General features: G+C 61.7%; 19 protein-coding genes. 12 read left to right on the forward strand and 7 right to left on the reverse strand.

All coding sequences use genetic code 11. From position 1 onward, the window contains the following. Positions 1 to 900, reverse strand: a complete 900-nt coding sequence (locus BM403_RS07560) for a TIGR01777 family oxidoreductase (RefSeq protein ID WP_093542255.1) — start codon at positions 898 to 900, stop codon at positions 1 to 3. A gap of 209 nt (positions 901 to 1109) precedes the next feature. Here BM403_RS07560 and BM403_RS07565 point away from each other — a divergent pair, with 209 nt between their 5' ends. The 12 genes from BM403_RS07565 (at position 1110) to BM403_RS07620 (ending at position 11092) form a co-directional block, all read left to right on the forward strand. Next, the gene (locus BM403_RS07565; protein WP_093542257.1) at positions 1110 to 2096 is read left to right on the forward strand and encodes an NAD(P)/FAD-dependent oxidoreductase; all 987 of its coding nucleotides are present in this window, start codon (positions 1110 to 1112) and stop codon (positions 2094 to 2096) included. Next, a complete protein-coding gene (locus BM403_RS07570; protein ID WP_046034103.1) occupies positions 2093 to 2308 on the forward strand; it encodes a TIGR02450 family Trp-rich protein in 216 nt (71 codons plus the stop codon). The genes BM403_RS07565 and BM403_RS07570 overlap by 4 nt, the downstream gene beginning before the upstream one ends. Before the next feature lie 111 nt (positions 2309 to 2419). Then, the gene (locus tag BM403_RS07575; RefSeq protein WP_046034105.1) at positions 2420 to 3379 is read left to right on the forward strand and encodes a YbgA family protein; all 960 of its coding nucleotides are present in this window, start codon (positions 2420 to 2422) and stop codon (positions 3377 to 3379) included. A 3-nt stretch (positions 3380 to 3382) separates the two neighbouring features. After that, on the forward strand, positions 3383 to 4312 hold the full coding sequence (locus BM403_RS07580) for a MerR family transcriptional regulator (RefSeq protein WP_046034107.1): 930 nt from the start codon (positions 3383 to 3385) through the stop codon (positions 4310 to 4312). After that, entirely contained in the window at positions 4313 to 5758 is a 1446-nt protein-coding gene (gene phrB / locus BM403_RS07585) for a deoxyribodipyrimidine photo-lyase (RefSeq protein ID WP_012722122.1), read from the forward strand. Next, positions 5751 to 6173 carry a nuclear transport factor 2 family protein gene (locus BM403_RS07590; protein ID WP_093542259.1) on the forward strand — a complete coding sequence of 141 codons (423 nt, stop codon included), beginning with the start codon at positions 5751 to 5753 and terminating at the stop codon, positions 6171 to 6173. Before phrB ends, BM403_RS07590 begins: the two co-directional genes overlap by 8 nt. Then, on the forward strand, positions 6170 to 6952 hold the full coding sequence (locus BM403_RS07595) for an SDR family NAD(P)-dependent oxidoreductase (RefSeq protein WP_093542261.1): 783 nt from the start codon (positions 6170 to 6172) through the stop codon (positions 6950 to 6952). The genes BM403_RS07590 and BM403_RS07595 overlap by 4 nt, the downstream gene beginning before the upstream one ends. Beyond that, the gene (locus BM403_RS07600; protein WP_093542263.1) at positions 6949 to 8196 is read left to right on the forward strand and encodes an NAD(P)/FAD-dependent oxidoreductase; all 1248 of its coding nucleotides are present in this window, start codon (positions 6949 to 6951) and stop codon (positions 8194 to 8196) included. Before BM403_RS07595 ends, BM403_RS07600 begins: the two co-directional genes overlap by 4 nt. Then, positions 8193 to 9002, forward strand: coding sequence for a DUF1365 domain-containing protein (locus BM403_RS07605; protein ID WP_093542267.1), 810 nt, complete (start codon positions 8193 to 8195; stop codon positions 9000 to 9002). Before BM403_RS07600 ends, BM403_RS07605 begins: the two co-directional genes overlap by 4 nt. Beyond that, positions 8989 to 10260 (forward strand): SAM-dependent methyltransferase, encoded by a 1272-nt coding sequence (locus tag BM403_RS07610; RefSeq protein WP_012722117.1) that lies wholly within the window; start codon positions 8989 to 8991, stop codon positions 10258 to 10260. Before BM403_RS07605 ends, BM403_RS07610 begins: the two co-directional genes overlap by 14 nt. Continuing rightward, a complete protein-coding gene (locus BM403_RS07615) occupies positions 10253 to 10732 on the forward strand; it encodes a DUF2878 domain-containing protein (RefSeq protein WP_093542271.1) in 480 nt (159 codons plus the stop codon). Before BM403_RS07610 ends, BM403_RS07615 begins: the two co-directional genes overlap by 8 nt. A gap of 54 nt (positions 10733 to 10786) precedes the next feature. Beyond that, on the forward strand, positions 10787 to 11092 hold the full coding sequence (locus BM403_RS07620) for a YkgJ family cysteine cluster protein (protein WP_043204759.1): 306 nt from the start codon (positions 10787 to 10789) through the stop codon (positions 11090 to 11092). A gap of 75 nt (positions 11093 to 11167) precedes the next feature. Here the strand turns inward: BM403_RS07620 and BM403_RS07625 are convergent, their stop codons facing one another. From BM403_RS07625 to hemA, 6 genes are all read right to left on the reverse strand, one after another. Beyond that, entirely contained in the window at positions 11168 to 11686 is a 519-nt protein-coding gene (locus BM403_RS07625; RefSeq protein ID WP_043204758.1) for an acyloxyacyl hydrolase, read from the reverse strand. Positions 11687 to 11798: 112 nt separating this feature from the next. Continuing rightward, positions 11799 to 12593 (reverse strand): glutamate racemase, encoded by a 795-nt coding sequence (gene murI / locus BM403_RS07630; RefSeq protein WP_093542276.1) that lies wholly within the window; start codon positions 12591 to 12593, stop codon positions 11799 to 11801. Continuing rightward, positions 12586 to 13341 carry a molybdopterin-synthase adenylyltransferase MoeB gene (locus BM403_RS07635; protein WP_093542279.1) on the reverse strand — a complete coding sequence of 252 codons (756 nt, stop codon included), beginning with the start codon at positions 13339 to 13341 and terminating at the stop codon, positions 12586 to 12588. Before BM403_RS07635 ends, murI begins: the two co-directional genes overlap by 8 nt. Then, positions 13335 to 14165: a peptide chain release factor N(5)-glutamine methyltransferase gene (gene prmC, locus BM403_RS07640; protein WP_046034116.1), complete on the reverse strand. Its 831-nt coding sequence runs from the start codon at positions 14163 to 14165 to the stop codon at positions 13335 to 13337. The genes BM403_RS07635 and prmC overlap by 7 nt, the downstream gene beginning before the upstream one ends. Next, positions 14166 to 15248: a peptide chain release factor 1 gene (prfA, locus tag BM403_RS07645; protein WP_012722110.1), complete on the reverse strand. Its 1083-nt coding sequence runs from the start codon at positions 15246 to 15248 to the stop codon at positions 14166 to 14168. It abuts the gene before it with no gap. After that, complete coding sequence (gene hemA / locus BM403_RS07650) at positions 15245 to 16534, reverse strand: glutamyl-tRNA reductase (protein WP_046034117.1); 1290 nt, start codon at positions 16532 to 16534, stop codon at positions 15245 to 15247. The genes prfA and hemA overlap by 4 nt, the downstream gene beginning before the upstream one ends. Positions 16535 to 16703 lie beyond the last annotated feature (169 nt).

Below are 16703 nucleotides of genomic sequence, written 5' to 3' on the forward strand. Positions count from 1 at the left end.
CTAGAGGCGGCTGGACAATTCGTCCAGGGCCGCACGCAACTCAGTGAACTGGAAAGTGAAACCGGCGGCCAGCAACCGTTCGGGCACCGCCTTCTGCCCACCCAGCAACAGGCCGGACAACTCGCCCAGGCCGACCTTCAACGCAAAGGCCGGCATCGGCATGAACGCCGGACGGTGGAGCACCTGGCCCAGGGTTTTCGCAAACTCGCGATTGCGCACCGGGTGTGGCGCGCAGGCATTATAAGGACCGCTGGCGTCAGGCTTGTGCAGAAGAAAATCAATCAGGCCGATTTGATCCTTGATATGCACCCACGGCATCCACTGCCGACCCTTGCCGATCGGCCCGCCCAGCCCCAGTTTGAACGGCAGCAACAGCCGCGACAACAAGCCGCCCTCGGCCGCCAGCACCAAGCCGGTACGCACCAGCACTACGCGGATCCCCAGGGCTTCGGCGCGCTGGGCGGTTTCTTCCCAGGCGATGCACAGCTGGCTGGGGAAATCGTCCTGTACCGGGCCGCTGGCTTCGGTCAACTCGCGCTCGCCGCCGTCGCCGTACCAGCCCACCGCCGAACCGGAGATCAACACCGCGGGTTTTTGCGCGAGGGTTTCAAGCCAAGCCAGCAAGGTTTCCGTGAGGCTGATACGGCTGCTCCACAACAGCGCCTTGCGTTTATGGGTCCATGGGCGGTCGGCGATGGGCGCGCCCGCAAGATTAATGACCGCGTCGACCGGGCCGATAACCTCTTGCAGGCTGGCAACACCCGACACCTGCTCGCCGCACAGTTTGGCGACCTGGTCCGGATGACGACTCCACACCGTCAAGCGATGGCCGTGGGCAAGCCAATGCTTGCAGAGTTGACGGCCGATCAGGCCAGTACCGCCGGTCAGCAAAATGTGCATGGGATCTTCCTCATGTAACGTTCGCCGCCCATCACTGGTCTATTTTATAAGCAGGGATCATTTGAACGGGCATGACGTTGGATTAAGCCTCTGCTTTAACCATAGGTCACGCCGTAAGAACAGGTAAGCCAAAACTTATACCAAAAAACAATATTGTACAGCTATTGGTGTCGGCGTAGTCTGTACCCAACGGTAAAACGAGGCCTCCCATGACTGTTCCCATCGCGATCATCGGCACCGGCATCGCCGGTCTCTCCGCCGCCCGAGCGTTACGAGACGCGGGGCACGTTGTACAACTCTTCGATAAAAGCCGCGGCAGCGGTGGCCGCATGTCCAGCAAGCGCAGCGATGCCGGCTCCCTGGACATGGGCGCGCAATACTTCACCGCCCGCGACCGGCGCTTCGTCAACGAAGTGCAGCGTTGGCAAAGCAATGGCTGGGCCGAGCAATGGAAGCCCCAGCTGTATAACTTCAAATCCGGCCAGCTCACACCCTCCCCCGATGAACAAATCCGCTGGGTCGGCACGCCACGCATGAGCGCAATAACCCGGGCCCTGCTCGATGACCTGCCGGTGGAGTTCGGGTGCCGCATCACCGAAGTGTTCCAGGGCAAACAACACTGGAACCTGCTGGATGCAGACAGCGAAAACCATGGTCCCTTCAGCCACGTCATCATCGCCACCCCGGCGCCCCAGGCCACTGCCCTGCTGGCTGCCGCGCCCAAGCTGGCGAGTGCCGCCGCCGGCGTGAAGATGGACCCGACCTGGGCCATCGCCTTGGCGTTCAATAAACCCCTGGATACGCCCATGGAAGGCTGCTTTGTACAAGACAGCCCCCTCGACTGGCTCGCGCGCAACCGCAGCAAACCGGGGCGCGACACCGCCCTCGATACCTGGGTGCTGCATGCCACCAGCGCATGGAGCAAGGCCCATCTGGACCTGTCCAAGGAGGCGGTGATCGAGCACCTGCACGGCGCCTTCGCCGAACTGCTGCACAGCGCCATGCCCGCGCCGTCGTTCAGCCTGGCGCACCGCTGGCTCTATGCGCGACCGTCAAGCAGCCACGAGTTCGGCGTGCTGGCCGATGCCGACTTGGGCCTGTATGTGTGTGGCGACTGGTGCCTGTCGGGCCGCGTGGAAGGTGCATGGCTCAGCGGCCAGGAAGCCGCGCGACGCTTGATCGAACACCTGCAATGAACCGTATCAATCCCGCAAAATTGCTGCTGTCGAAGTGGACAGCAGCGCGCCCCCGAAACAAAGAAAAACACTTTCTGGTCACAGAGCTGTTTCGCGACGATGAAGGCACCGTGCTGGAAATCGAACTGCAAGCCATCATGACCCTCCGCAGCGAACGCCTGCCCTGGCAAACCCTGCAAGATGTCGACGCGTGGAAAATCGGCTGGAAATAGCCTGCGCATAAACTTGTACAAATAATTTGACTTGTACAGCATCGAACCTATGATGAGATTTAGTTGTACAAGATTTAAATCTTGTACAGGAATCTTGCAGAGGATGGGTTTATGTCCAGCACCACCAAACCGAAGATAGGCATCAGCGCCTGCCTGCTGGGCGAGAACGTGCGTTTCAACGGTGGCCATAAACAATCCCTGCTGTGCAGCCAGACCCTCGCCGACTATTTCGACTTCGTGCCGTTGTGCCCCGAGGTCGCCATTGGCCTGGGCATCCCGCGTGAACCTATCCGCCTGGTGGGCGACCCCGCCCACCCGCAAGCCGTCGGCACGGTGAACCGCGAGCTGAACGTCACCCAGCCTTTGGATGATTACGGCCAGCAGATGGCCGCGGAACACACTGACCTGTGCGGTTACATTTTTATGCAGAAGTCGCCGTCCTGTGGCCTGGAGCGGGTCAAGGTGTACCGCGAAAACGGCACCCCGGTCGACGGCGGCGGACGCGGCATCTACGCCCAGGCCTTTTGTGCACGCCACCCTAACCTGCCAGTGGAAGAAGATGGCCGGCTGAATGACCCCGTGCTGCGTGAAAACTTCCTGACCCGCGTGTTCGTGTACGCCAGTTGGCAGCAATTGCTCGCCGAAGGCCTGACCCGTCACCGCCTGCTGGCCTTTCATTCGCGCTACAAATACTTGTTGATGGCCCACAGCCCCGCGCATTACAAAAGTCTCGGCCACCTGCTGGGCAGCATGACCAAGGGCGCCAACCTCGACGAATTGGCCAGTTGTTATTTCAGCGACCTGATGACCGGCCTGACCAAGTGCGCTACCCGTGGCACCCACACCAACGTGCTGCAACACATCAGCGGCTATCTCAAGCAGGCCATCAGCGCCGACGACAAGCAGGAAATGCAAACCGTCATCGGCCAATACCGTCACGGCATCGTGCCATTGGTGGTGCCGTTGACCCTGCTCAAACACCACTTTCGCCAACACCCGGATCGCTACATCGCGCAGCAGGCGTACCTGCAACCGCATCCGGAAAACCTCAGCCTGCGAAATGCGATCTAGACCATGAAAGCTGCCCTGCTAGACGAACCCGGCGAAGACATTGCCCAAGCCCTCCAAGACGGCTGGCTGCCGATCCGCGAAGTGGCGCGCCAGACCGGCGTCAACGCCGTGACACTGCGCGCCTGGGAACGCCGCTACGGCCTGATCGTGCCGCAGCGCACGCCCAAGGGCCATAGGTTGTTCAGCGCCGAGCATGTCCAGCGTATCCACACCATTCTCACCTGGCTCAATCGCGGCGTACCGGTCAGCCAGGTCAAAGGCCTGATCGACTCGGCCCTGACCGTCCCCGATACGGTGGAAAACGAATGGCACACCCTGCGCCAGACACTGGTGCACGCCATCAGCGAATTGGCCGAACGCCGCGTCGACGATGCGTTCAACCAGGCCATGGCGCTGTACCCGCCACGCACCTTGTGCGAGCAACTGCTGATGCCACTGCTGCAAGAGCTGGAACAGCGTTGGCAGGGTCAATTCGGCGCGCAGATGGAGCGGGTGTTCTTCCTGTCCTGGCTGCGCAGCAAGTTCGGTGCGCGTATCTACCACAACAACCGCCAGTTGCACGGCGCGCCATTTCTGCTGGTGAATCAATCCGACCTGCCGCTGGAGCCGCATCTGTGGCTGAGCGCCTGGCTGGCGAGCAGTGCCGACTGCCCGGTAGAAGTCTTCGACTGGCCGCTGCCTCCTGGTGAACTGGCCCTGGCGGTGGAACATCTGCAACCGCGCGCCGTGCTGCTGTATTCAAGCAAGGCGCTCCATTTGTCGGCATTCGCAAAACTTCTGAGCGGCATCAGTTGCCCAAAGTTGATCGTCGGACCAACGGTATGCATCCACCAGGCCGAGATGGCCGTATTAACCCATGACATCCCTGAGTTGCTCGTCGCCGAAGAGCCATTGGCGGCCCACCAGCTACTGATCCAGCGTGGACTTGTTTAAATGCATCTGATCTGGCTGCGCACCGACCTGCGCCTACACGACAACACCGCCCTGGCCGCCGCGAGCCAGCGGGGCCCGATCGCGGCTGTTTACCTGATCACGCCCGAGCAGTGGCTGGCCCACGACGATGCGCCGTGCAAAGTGGATTTCTGGCTGCGCAACCTGCACGCGCTGAGCGCCACCCTGGGCGAGCTGAACATTCCCCTGCTGATCCGCACCGCAGCCACCTGGGACCAGGCGCCCCGCGTACTGAGCCAGCTGTGCCAGGAACTGTCGGTTGAGTCGGTGCACGTCAACGAGGAATACGGCATCCACGAAAGCCGTCGCGATGCGGCCGTGTCCAAGGCATTGGAAGCGCAAGGTGTCAGCTTCCACAGCTACCTGGACCAACTGTTCTTCCAGCCCGGCAGCGTGCTGACCAAGACCGGTACTTATTTCCAGGTGTTCAGCCAGTTTCGCAAGGTCTGCTACAGCCGCTTGCACAGCGCCCTGCCACGCATCGTCGCAGCGCCAAAGGCTCAGGCCGCGCTCACGCTGAAAAGCGATCCGATACCGACAACCGTCGAAGGTTTCGAGCCCCCCAGCCAAGCGCTGCGAGCCTTGTGGCCGGCGGGTGAGGACGAAGCACGTCGGCGTCTCGATGCCTTTGCCGACCAGCAAATCAGCTACTACAAGGACGAGCGCGACTTCCCCGCCAAGCCCGGCACCAGTCAGCTCTCGGCGTACCTCGCGGCGGGTGTGGTTTCGCCGCGCCAGTGCCTGCACGCCGCGCTGCAAACCAACGGCGGCGAGTTCGAAAGCGGCGACATGGGCGCCATTACCTGGATCAACGAATTGCTCTGGCGCGAGTTCTACAAGCACATTCTGGTGGGCTACCCACGGGTCTCGCGCCACCGCGCGTTCCGCCCCGAAACCGAAGCCGTGGCCTGGCGCAATGCGCCCAAAGACCTCGCGGCCTGGCAGGAGGCGCGCACCGGCCTGCCGATTATCGACGCCGCCATGCGCCAACTGCTGGAAACCGGCTGGATGCACAACCGCCTGCGCATGGTGGTGGCGATGTTCCTGACCAAGAACCTGCTGATCGACTGGCGCGAGGGCGAGCGCTTCTTTATGCGCCATCTGATCGACGGCGACCTGGCGGCCAATAACGGTGGCTGGCAGTGGAGTTCGTCCACCGGCACCGACTCGGCGCCGTACTTCCGGATTTTCAGCCCGTTGAGCCAATCGGAAAAGTTCGACAGTGACGGCGTGTTCATCAAGCACTGGCTGCCGGAACTGGCCGCGCTGAACAAAAAGGACGTACACAACCCCGACGCCGCCGGTGGTTTGTTCGGCGTGGCGGACTACCCGCGCTCGATTGTCGACCTGAAAAAATCCCGCGAACGCGCCTTGGCCGCCTTCCGCAGCCTGCCCTCGCGCCAGGCCGCAGGGGGCGAATATGAGTGACTTCCTGCGCCGCTTCGCCCAGGCCTTTGCCACGCTGGACAAACACAACCTGCACCTGCTGGACAGCCTGTACAGCCAAGACATCGCCTTTACCGACCCCTTGCACGAAGTGCATGGCCTGCCTGCCCTGCACCGCTACTTCGCGGAGCTGTACGGGAATGTCAGCCAGTTGCGTTTCGACTTCCACGGTTTCGACCAAGTGGCCGAAGGTGAAGGTTACCTGCGCTGGAAGATGAGTTTTTGCCACCCGCGCCTGGCCAACGGCAAGGTCATCCGGATGGAAGGCTGCTCGCACCTGATGTGGCGAGACAAGGTGTACCGCCACCGTGATTATTTCGATGCTGGCGCTCTGCTGTACGAGCACTTACCCGTGCTGGGCAGAGTCGTCGGTTGGCTGAAAAGGAGAGTGGGATGAGCGCAGTACCCCCCCGTCGTTACTGGCTGACAGGTGCCAGCAGTGGCATCGGTGCCTCGCTGGCCGTGGAACTGCTCAACAGCGGCGCCCATGTGGCGCTGAGCTCGCGCACGAAAGGGCCTTTGGAGGCGCTCGCGCAACGCTATCCCAGCCAAGTATTGGTGGTGGCGGGCGACCTGACCGACAGCCAGACCGTACGCGAGATCGGTGAACAGATCGGCAGGGCCTGGGGCGCGCTGGACACCGTGATCCTGAATGCCGGCACCTGTGAATATGTGGACGCACGGCAGTTTGATTCATCGATCATCGAGCACGTGGTGCGCACCAACCTGTTGGCCAGCAGCTATTGCATCGAAGCCGCCCTGCCGCTGTTGCGCGCAGGATCAACGCCGCACCTGGTGGGCGTCGCCAGCGCCGTGACCTACCTGCCAATGCCGCGCGCCGAAGCCTATGGCGCCTCGAAGGCCGGCTTGCGTTACCTGTTCGAATCCTTGCGCATCAGCCTGTCGCCAGAAAATATCGACGTGACCGTGATCAGCCCAGGCTTCGTCGACACGCCACTGACCGAACGCAATGATTTCCCGATGCCGCTCAGTTGGTCGGCGGACAAAGCCGCACGGCATATCTTCGCCAAGCTGGATAAACGTCCGCTGGAAATTGCCTTTCCCGCCCTGTTTATCGCCACCCTCTGGCCGCTGTCGAAACTGCCGAACCGCGCACAACTGATCATCGGCAAACGCATGTTGCGCAGCCCACCGCCGAAAAAGGACGACCTGTGAAGATCGCCATCATCGGTAGCGGCATCGCCGGCCTCACCAGTGCCTACCTGCTCAGTCGCCGTCATGACATCACGGTGTTCGAAGCGGGCGACCGCATCGGCGGGCATACCCACACGGTCAACGTGACCGTCGAGGGTAAAAGCTATGCGGTAGACACCGGTTTCATCGTGTTCAACGACTGGACCTACCCCAACTTCATGCGCCTGCTGGGGCAAATCGGGGTAACGTTCAAACCCACCGAAATGAGCTTTTCGGTGTGCGACGAGAACACCCGGTTCGAGTACAACGGCAATAACCTCAACAGCTTGTTTGCCCAGCGTCGCAATATCTTGTCGCCGGGGTTCTGGGGCATGTTGCGCGATATCCTGCGTTTCAACCGCCAGGCACCGCTGGACCTGCAGGAACAACGCATCAGCGCCGAGATGACCCTGGGCGATTACCTCACGGCCGGGCATTACGGCGAGCGGTTTATCCGCCACTACATCGTGCCGATGGGCGCGGCGATCTGGTCGATGTCATTGGCCGACATGCTCGGGTTCCCCTTGCAGTTCTTTGTGCGCTTCTTCAAGAACCACGGCTTGCTCTCGGTGAGTAATCGCCCACAGTGGTGCGTGATCGAAGGTGGCTCAAGCCGCTACATCGAACCGCTGACCCGCCGCTTTCGCGAACACATCCGCCTCAATTGCCCCGTGCATCAAGTTGAGCGTACGGACGACGGCGTGATTATCCACAGCCCTGCCGGCAGCGAAACCTTTGACCGTGTGGTCTTCGCCTGCCACAGCGACCAAGCATTGGCCTTGCTCGCGGACCCCAGCCAGGCCGAACGGGAGATCCTCGGCGCAATGCCCTACGCCGACAACGACGTGGTGCTGCACACCGATACCCGCCTGCTGCCCGACCGCAAGCTGGCCTGGGCCAGCTGGAACTATCGCCTGACCGGCAACACGCACACGCAGGCGGCGGTGACTTACGACATGAACATCCTGCAAGGCATCGACAGCGCCACCACCTTTTGCGTGAGCCTGAACCAGACGTCGATGATCAACCCGCTTAAGGTCCTGGCCCGCTACACCTACGCCCACCCGCAATACAGCCTGGCAGCGGTGGCGGCCCAAGGTCGTTGGGAGGACGTGTCTGGCGTGCGTAACACCTTCTACTGTGGCGCCTACTGGGCCAACGGTTTCCATGAAGACGGCGTGGTCAGCGCCTTGCGCGTGGCCGAAGCCTTTGGGGAAACCCTGTGAACAGCGCCCTGTACAGTGGCTGGATAGCCCATCGCCGGTTTACGCCCAAGGCCCATGCCTTTCGCTACCGCATCGGCCTGCTGTACCTGGACCTGAGCGAAGAGCAGCAAGTGCTCGGGCTTTCACCTCTGGCGGGGCGCAGCCGTTTGGCGCCCTTCGGTTTTCGCCAGCAGGACTACCTGCGTGAATTCACGCGCACCGGCATGAGCTTGAGCGATGCCGTGCGCCAGGAAGTCGGCAAGGCACTGGGGCGTACACCCCAGGGCGTTATCTGCCTACTGACCCAGGCTCGCAGTTGGGGCCTGGCTTTTAACCCCGTGAGTTTCTTCTACTGCTTCGAGGCCGACGGACGTCTGGCCGCGATCCTGTGTGAAGTGACCAACACCCCGTGGCGCGAGCGCTATCACTATGTGCTGCCGGCCCAGGCCTTGAGTGCGGATGAGCATCAGCATTTCGCCGTGGCCAAGGCCTTCCATGTGTCGCCGTTCTTGCCGCGCGACCTGGAATACCGCATGAGCTTCAGCCCACCCGCCGCCAAACTCGGCGTGCACATGGCCGATTGGCAGGGCACGCAAAAGGTCTTCGACGCGACCTTGAGCCTGCGAAAAGAAACGCTCAACCGCGCCAGCCTGCACCGCTACCTGTGGCGCTTTCCGTGGATGACCGCCAAGACCTGCCTGGCCATCTATTGGCAAGCCACGCGCCTGTTACTCAAACGCACACCGATTTTTTCCCATCAGGCCGCCGATGGCGCCTCACGCACCGCAGTCGGGTATACCAAGGATCGCCGCCATGAAATCCCCTAGCTTATCGGTCAAGGGCAATCGCCTGAACGTCAATGGCATGACCACTGCGCTATTGCGCAAAGGCGTGCTGCGCCAACTCAGCCAATTGCGCCATGGCCAGTTGGTGGTGATCGAGGATGGCGAGCGGCAAGTATTCGGCGCACGGGAAGCGCACTTGCTGGGAGAGATCCAAGTGCTCGATTCAGCCGTGTGGGGCCTGGTGGCGGCCAACGGCTCCATCGGTGCCGGTGAAGCATTTATCCACGGTTATTGGACCAGTCCGGACCTGACCGCCGTGGTGCGCGTGATGGTCAGCAACCTGGACGTGCTCGACGCGATGGAAGGTGGCCTCGCGCGCCTGGCTCGGCCGTTCACCCAGGGCTTGCACTGGCTCAACCGCAACACGCGCAAGGGCTCGCAGAAAAACATCGCCGCCCACTACGACCTGGGTAATGACCTGTTCGAAGAGTTTCTCGACCCCACCATGATGTACTCGGCGGCGCAGTTTCTAACTGCTGAGGACACCCTGGAGCAGGCGCAACTGAACAAACTGGAACGCATCTGCCAAAAGCTCGCGCTCAAGCCCACCGATCATCTACTCGAAATCGGCACCGGCTGGGGCAGCATGGCGCTGTACGCGGCGCAACATTACGGTTGCAAGGTCACCACCACGACCCTGTCCAAGGAACAGTTCGCCTACACCGAGCAACGCATCGCGGCCCTGGGGCTGCAAAGCCAGGTCACGCTGCTGCTGAAGGATTACCGCGACCTGACCGGCCAGTACGACAAGCTGGTGTCCATCGAGATGATCGAGGCAGTGGGGCATCGCTTCCTGCCAACCTACTTCAAGCAATGCGCGCACTTGCTCAAGAATGACGGGCTGATGTTGCTGCAAGCCATCACCATTCGTGAGCAGCGCTTTGAACAGGCCAAGCGCAGTGTGGATTTTATCCAGCGCTATATCTTTCCCGGCGGCGCCCTGCCCTGCGTGCAGAACATGCTGCACATCGTCAGCCGCGATACCGATATGAACCTGTTGCACATGGAGGATTTCGGCCTGCACTACGCGCGCACCTTGCGCCTGTGGCATGAGAATTTTCGCCGCGCCCACGGCCGCCTCACAGAATTAGGCTACGACGAATACTTCCTGCGTCTGTGGGAGTTTTACCTGTGCTACTGCGAAGGCGGCTTTATGGAGCGCACGATCGGCACGGCGCAATTGCTGCTGGCCAAGCCGTCGGCGATCAACCCGCCGCTGCTCGGGCGTTTCAGTGCTTAAGACGCTGGCCAATGCCGCACTCTTCCAGTGCGGCTGGTTTGCCTGCGTGCTCGGCGGTGACAGCCGTTGGTTACTGGTAGGACTGGCCGTGCTGGCGGTTCATCTGATGTGGATAAGTTCGTGGACTGAAGACGGCAGGCTGATCCTCAGCGTTACCGTCTTGGGCACGCTACTGGATACCGCATTGCGCACGCTGGGGGTGTTTCAGTTCACCGAGCCGGGCCCGCTGATTCCTTTCTGGTTGATCCTGCTGTGGGCGTTGCTGGCGACCACGCTGCGCCATTGCCTGGCCTGGAGCGCCCGCCCTTGGTGGCGTGCGGCGGTATTGGGCGCCTTGGGCGGCCCGCTCTCTTACTATGCCGGCAGCCAGTTGGCGGGGGTGCAGTTTGGTTTCGGCCTCGCGCCCACGATGGCCGTGCTGGCGCTGCTGTGGGCCGCGGTATTCGTGGGGCTGCACCGATTGGCGCGCTGACGTCCGTCAGTCGCTTCACACGTGTGCCACCCGCTTGCCTTACACTGCGCGCCTATGACCAACATCCCGCATACCCAAATCACCGAACCCGTCGTCACTTGCTCGACGTGTGCGGCCTGCTGCTGTCAGCTGGAAGTCATGCTGATCACCGATACGGGCGTACCGGAGCGCTATATCGACACCGATGATTGGGGCGGCGAAGTGATGCTGCGCCTGGACGACGGCTGGTGCGCGGCGCTGGATCGGGACACGATGATGTGTACGATCTACGAGCGACGTCCGCTGATTTGCCGGGAGTTCGAGATGGGCGCGCCCGAGTGCCTGGAAGAGCGACAGGGTATCGCTACCGCCTACCGCTGATGCTGAAGATTGTGGGAATCAACTGTGGGAGGGGGCTTGCCCCCTCCCACATGGTTTTTTCAGTGTCCTGAAGGGTTACAACGGCAAGGTGTAGTGCAACGAGTAGCTCTCTACCCCGTCGTTATTGCTGCTGATCCCCGCATTGGAGTAATGCGTGGCACGGATGCCCACTTCATGCCCGCCGGCAAAGCGCAGGCCGAAGCCCAGGCGGTCTTCGAACTGGAAAGCCTGGCCGATGTTGTTGTCTTCCAGCTTGGTGCGCGAGAACACCGCCACCCCGATCCCGGCTTCGATATAAGGCTTCACCGATTCGCCGGCAAATTCGTACACAAATACCGGCGAGAACGACAGGCTGCTGGCGCTGGCACGCTTGTCACCGTCCCAATAGGTGTAGGCGCCGCTCCAGTAGCCGGTCAATCGACCGGTATCGCTCTGCCACCAGCTTTTATCCCAGTCCGATGTCAGCCCCAGCCGATAGGTCATGGTCGAATCGCTGGTGCTCCCCACCCCCAATTCCAGGCCAGCGGCCTGTGCCGAAACAGAGTGCCCCACTACAACGGCCGCAATCGCAGCCAAACAGAACAAGCGCTTCATAAGAAACATCCTTTCCGAACGAAGTTATATGGTTTTTTACAGGCTATCTCGCTATAGAAGCTGGCGTGTAGTCAGAAGTTCCAGTGATTAACGCCGGAATTTCACGAAATTTTCACGCACCAAAGCTTCGCACAACGCCCGGATATTTCCATAGTGTCGGTAGGATATTTCTTAGGTGATACACATCGCCGCTGGTCCAGAACTGTGCAGGTTCAGGGCTGCCAACGGCCAGCAGGTCGCGCTCGCCGAGCAGACGCTTGAGCTGACGGGCCACGGCGGCGCCGGTGTCGATGAGGATGATGCTAGGGGGCAGCATCTGCGCGAGGAGCGGCTTGAGGAAGGGATAGTGGGTGCAGCCGAGGATGATGGTGTCGCAACCGGCGCTGAGCAGCGGCTCGATGTACCGCTGTAACAACTGGCGCAGGGCCGGGCTGTCCAAGTCTCCGCTTTCAATCAGCTCGACCAGGCCAGGGCACGGCTGGGTGACGACCTTCACGTCGGTAGCGAAACGGTCGAGCAAGGCGGCGAACTTGGCGCTTTGCAGCGTACCGGTGGTGGCAAGCACCCCGACCACACCACTGCGAGTAGCCGCGGCGGCAGGTTTGACGGCAGGCTCCATGCCCACCAGCGGCCAATCGGAAAAATCCAGCCGCAGGTCGGCGACAGCGGCGACGGTGGCGGTATTACAGGCAATCACAAAGGCCTTGGCGCCTTGCTCCCGGAAAAACGCCGCCACCCGCCGCGAACGCTCGAGAATAAACGCCGGGCTTTTCTCGCCGTAGGGGATGTGCCCGCAATCGGCCACGTACAGCAGCGATTCATGGGGCAAAAGCTGCTGGATTTCGTCCAGCACGGTCAACCCGCCGACACCGGAATCGAACACACCGATTGGCGCGTCCTTAACCATGTTGCGTCCCGCACACACTGCAACCGGGGTCACGCTTGACGCGCAACTCGCGAAACCGCGTGGTCAAGGCATCGATGAGCAACAAGCGGCCGACCAAGGGTTCGCCGAAACCGACCAGCAGTTTCAGGGCCTCCAACGCTTGCAGGCTACCGACCAGCCCTACCAGCGGGCCCACCACGCCGGCTTCGCTGCAGGTCAGTTCGGTATCGCTGCCATGCCCATATAAACAGTGGTAGCACGGGCTTTCGGCGCGGCGCGGGTCGAACACCGACAACTGCCCTTCAAGGCGAATCGCCGCGCCGCTGATCAACGGCTTGCCAGCGGCGACGCAGGCGGCATTCACCGCTTCACGGGTGGAAAAGTTGTCGCTGCAATCGAGCACCACGTCCACCGCTTCTACTGCGGCGGTCAGGGAATCGGCATCCAGCGCGGTGCGATGGGCGACCAGTGTGATTTCCGGGTTGATGGCGGTCAGGCGACGCAGGGCCGAGTCGACCTTGGCCTGCCCGACGCTGTCGGTGTCATGGATGATCTGGCGCTGCAGGTTGGTCAGGTCGACCGTGTCGAAGTCCGCCAGATGCAACTCGCCCACACCGGCCGCCGCCAGGTACAACGCAACCGGTGCACCCAGGCCACCGAGGCCGACGATCAACGCACGGGCGTTTTTCAGGCGCAATTGGCCGTCGATGTCGACATGCTGCAACAGAATCTGTCGGCTATAGCGCAACAGCTCCTGGTCGGTCAGCACGGGCGACGCCCCAGGGTAATGCGCTCGTGACCGCCGAGGTCGATGCGGCTGTGTACCTCTTCAAAGCCTTCACTCAATAGCAGGTCGCGCACGGCCGGGGCTTGGTCGTAACCATGCTCCAGCAGCAGTCGTCCGCCGGCATTCAGGTGAGCGGGGGCTTCTTTGATGATCAGGCGCAAGTCGTCCAAACCATCATGACCGGCCACCAATGCGCTGGCCGGCTCAAAACGCACGTCGCCCGCCACCAGGTGCGGGTCGTTGGCGGCGATGTACGGCGGGTTGCTGATGATCAGGTCATAGGTATGACCTGGCAGCGCGCTGAACCAATGGCTGTTCAGCACCGTCGCGTTATTAAGGTGCAGGCGCTGGCGATTGCGTTCGGCCAGGGCCACGGCCTCCAGCACACGGTCGACGGCGGTGACCTGCCAGGCTGGCCGTTCACTGGCCAGGGCCAAGGCGATGGCGCCGCTGCCGGTGCCCAGGTCGAGGACCTTGGCGGGCGTGGCCGGCAACAATTCCAAGGCCGCTTCCACCAGCAGTTCGGTGTCCGGACGCGGGATCAGCGTATGCGGCGCGACCTCCAGGTCCAGCTTCCAGAAACCCTGCTGGCCGAGGATATAGGCGACCGGTTCGCCGCCGCGACGGCGCTGCAGGTAGCCGGCGAACGTCAGCGCGTCTTCGCTGCTGACGATTTTCTCGGGCCAGGTGTGCAGGTAGCTGCGGGATTTACCCAACGCCGCCGCCAACAACAACTCGGCATCCAGGCGCGCGGTAGGCGAGTCGGGCAGGTCGGCGGCGCGCAGCAGGCTGGCAATAATGGTCATTTATTCACCTATCGCCGCCAACTGATCCGCTTGATATTCGGCAAGCAACGGTTCGATCACCGCGTCCACGCCACCGGCGAGGATCTCGTCCAGGGAATAAAGCGTGAGGTTGACCCGGTGGTCGGTGACCCGGCCCTGGGCAAAGTTATAGGTACGGATGCGCTCGGAGCGGTCGCCCGAGCCCACCAGCAACTTGCGCTCGCTGGCAATTGCATTGGCGGCGGCGCTGGTCTGTTGGTCGTTGAGCTTGGCCGACAGCCAGGACATGGCACGCGCACGGTTCTTGTGCTGGGAACGTTCTTCCTGACACTCCACCACAATGCCCGACGGCAAGTGGGTGATACGGATCGCCGAGTCGGTCTTGTTAACGTGCTGACCGCCAGCGCCCGACGAGCGGTAAGTGTCGACACGCAAGTCGGCCGGGTTGATCTCGATCGCTTCCTGTTCGTCCGGCTCGGGCAACACCGCGACGGTGCACGCCGAGGTGTGGATTCGGCCTTGGGACTCGGTCGCCGGAACCCGCTGCACGCGGTGCGCGCCGGACTCGAACTTGAGCTTGCCGTAGACGTTGTCGCCTTCGACCCGCGCGATAACCTCTTTATAGCCACCGTGCTCGCCTTCATTCTCGGACAGGATCTCGACACGCCAGCCGCGACGCTCGGCATACCGCGAATACATGCGGAACAGGTCGCCGGAGAAAATCGCTGCCTCGTCGCCGCCGGTGCCGGCACGGATTTCGAGGAACACGTTGCGCCCGTCATTCGGGTCCTTGGGCAGCAGCATGCGCTGCAGGTCGCCTTCCAGCTCGGCCAGTTTTTCCTTGGCTTCGCGGACTTCTTCCACGGCCATTTCGCGCATGTCCGGGTCGCTGTCCTTGAGCAGTGCCTGGGCACCCTCAAGGTCGGCCTGCACTTTGGTCAGGTGCTTGTAGGTCGCCACAATCGGCTCAACTTCGGCGTATTCCTTCGAATAGGCACGGAATTTGGCCTGATCGGAGATGACCTCACCATCGCCGAGCAGCGCGGTCAGTTCTTCGAAACGGTCCTGGAGCACGTCCAGTTTATTGAGCAGTGACGCTTTCATTGCAGTTTTTTATCCGAAGAGCTATCTGACGCGCCCTCACCGAGGGCAAAGAGTTCCTGGGCCATGGCCAGCGCATCGAGGCGGCCTTCGGCGGTAAGCTTTTTTAATTGTACGCTGGGCGCGTGGAGCAACTTGTTGGTAAGGCCTCGGGCCAGTTGCATCAGCACGTCTTCAGCGCTGCTGCCGTTGGCCAGCAAGCGCTGGGCCTTGAGCAACTCCTCGTCGCGCAGGCGCTCGCCTTGCTGACGATACGCCTTGAGCACGTCCACTGCGGCCAACTCACGCAGGCGCACCATGAAGTCGTCTGCGCCGGCGCTGACCATTTCTTCAGCGGCCTGGGCTGCACCCTGGCGGCTCTTGAGGTTTTCGGCGACCACTTCGTGCAAATCGTCGACGCTATAGAGGTAAACGTCGTCCAACTCGCCGACTTCGGGCTCGATATCGCGGGGGACGGCAATATCCACCATAAAGATGGGTTTGTGCTTGCGCAGCTTCAACGCGCTTTCGACCGCGCCTTTGCCAAGAATCGGCAACTGGCTGGCGGTGGAGCTGATCACAATATCGCTGCGCACCAATTCGGCCGGGATATCTGCCAGCAGCACGGCATGTGCGCCGAACTGCTCGGCGAGGATGCTGGCACGCTCCAGGGTACGGTTGGCCACCACGATGCGCTTCACCCCCAGGTCATGCAGGTGGCGGGCGACCAGGGTGATGGTCTCGCCGGCGCCGATGAGCAGGGCCTGGCTACGTTGCAAGTCACTGAAAATCTGTTTGGCCAGGCTGACCGCAGCGAACGCTACGGACACCGGGTTTTCGCCGATGGCGGTGTCGGTACGCACCTGCTTGGCGGAGTTGAACGTGGCCTGGAACAGGCGACCCAGCAGCGGGCCGACGGTGCCGGCCTCACGCGCCACGGCGTAGGCGGACTTCATCTGGCCAAGGATCTGCGGCTCGCCCAACACCAGCGAATCGAGACCGGACGCCACGCGCATCATGTGACGAACTGCCGCATCGTCTTCGTGCACATAAGCGCTCGCGCGCAGGTCATCGAGGTCCAAATGGTGGTAATCGGCCAGCCAGCGCAGCACCACATCCGCTGAAAGATGTTCCTGTTCTATATAAAGCTCACTGCGATTGCAGGTCGAAAGGATCGCTGCTTCGCGACTGTCGGTGAGCCGGCAGAGCTGCTGCAGGGCCTCAACCAACTGCTCTGGCGTAAACGCCACGCGCTCGCGCACGTCTACGGAGGCAGTCTTGTGGTTAATACCGAGTGCGAGGAAGGCCATTCAATATCGCTGATGATGTCGGGAAGCCGACAATTGTCCTACTTCGAAAGATTCAGAACAACCACCGTCGTCTATTGTCCTAATGCCTTGTGCCTATAAAGGCCCCCATTGAGACTCGGTTATGTTTGGCCGAAGGCTTGTGTCATGATGATCCGACCGCAGGTTAGTC

The organism is Pseudomonas sp. OV546 (assembly GCF_900116845.1).
In the GTDB taxonomy this organism is placed as follows: domain Bacteria; phylum Pseudomonadota; class Gammaproteobacteria; order Pseudomonadales; family Pseudomonadaceae; genus Aquipseudomonas; species Aquipseudomonas petroselini.

Coding starts and splice junctions, on each gene's coding strand:
- BM403_RS07560 (WP_093542255.1), bottom strand. CDS start 900: ATGCACATTTTGCTGACCGGCGGTACTGGCCTGATCGGCCGTCAACTC.
- BM403_RS07565 (WP_093542257.1), top strand. CDS start 1,110: ATGACTGTTCCCATCGCGATCATCGGCACCGGCATCGCCGGTCTCTCC.
- BM403_RS07570 (WP_046034103.1), top strand. CDS start 2,093: ATGAACCGTATCAATCCCGCAAAATTGCTGCTGTCGAAGTGGACAGCA.
- BM403_RS07575 (WP_046034105.1), top strand. CDS start 2,420: ATGTCCAGCACCACCAAACCGAAGATAGGCATCAGCGCCTGCCTGCTG.
- BM403_RS07580 (WP_046034107.1), top strand. CDS start 3,383: ATGAAAGCTGCCCTGCTAGACGAACCCGGCGAAGACATTGCCCAAGCC.
- phrB (WP_012722122.1), top strand. CDS start 4,313: ATGCATCTGATCTGGCTGCGCACCGACCTGCGCCTACACGACAACACC.
- BM403_RS07590 (WP_093542259.1), top strand. CDS start 5,751: ATGAGTGACTTCCTGCGCCGCTTCGCCCAGGCCTTTGCCACGCTGGAC.
- BM403_RS07595 (WP_093542261.1), top strand. CDS start 6,170: ATGAGCGCAGTACCCCCCCGTCGTTACTGGCTGACAGGTGCCAGCAGT.
- BM403_RS07610 (WP_012722117.1), top strand. CDS start 8,989: ATGAAATCCCCTAGCTTATCGGTCAAGGGCAATCGCCTGAACGTCAAT.
- BM403_RS07620 (WP_043204759.1), top strand. CDS start 10,787: ATGACCAACATCCCGCATACCCAAATCACCGAACCCGTCGTCACTTGC.
- BM403_RS07625 (WP_043204758.1), bottom strand. CDS start 11,686: ATGAAGCGCTTGTTCTGTTTGGCTGCGATTGCGGCCGTTGTAGTGGGG.
- murI (WP_093542276.1), bottom strand. CDS start 12,593: ATGGTTAAGGACGCGCCAATCGGTGTGTTCGATTCCGGTGTCGGCGGG.
- prmC (WP_046034116.1), bottom strand. CDS start 14,165: ATGACCATTATTGCCAGCCTGCTGCGCGCCGCCGACCTGCCCGACTCG.
- prfA (WP_012722110.1), bottom strand. CDS start 15,248: ATGAAAGCGTCACTGCTCAATAAACTGGACGTGCTCCAGGACCGTTTC.
- hemA (WP_046034117.1), bottom strand. CDS start 16,534: ATGGCCTTCCTCGCACTCGGTATTAACCACAAGACTGCCTCCGTAGAC.